Below are 246 nucleotides of genomic sequence, written 5' to 3' on the forward strand. Positions count from 1 at the left end.
TGACTCTAGATACGGCTTGCAGGCTGGAGTCTATACCAATAACCTGGGTTTGGCTCTCTATGCGGCAGACGAGTTGCAGGTAGGCGGAGTGCTGATTAATGACATTCCAACCTTCCGGGTAGACCATATGCCGTATGGTGGTGTAAAAGAGAGTGGGATAGGCAGAGAAGGTGTCAAGTACGCCATAGAAGAAATGACGGAGCTGAAGCTGGTGATCGTCAAACGATGAGGAAAGAAAAAGAGTAG

1 protein-coding gene is annotated in these 246 nt (G+C 48.8%); it reads left to right on the top strand.

Annotation, left to right across the window (positions count from 1 at the left end; all coding sequences use genetic code 11):
• Nucleotides 1-229 (top strand): aldehyde dehydrogenase family protein (locus SB775_RS32605; RefSeq protein WP_410865435.1); only part of this gene is annotated, 229 nt, incomplete at its 5' end.
• Between the last annotated feature and the right edge of the window lie 17 nt (nt 230-246).

This window comes from Peribacillus sp. SIMBA_075, assembly GCF_046534585.1.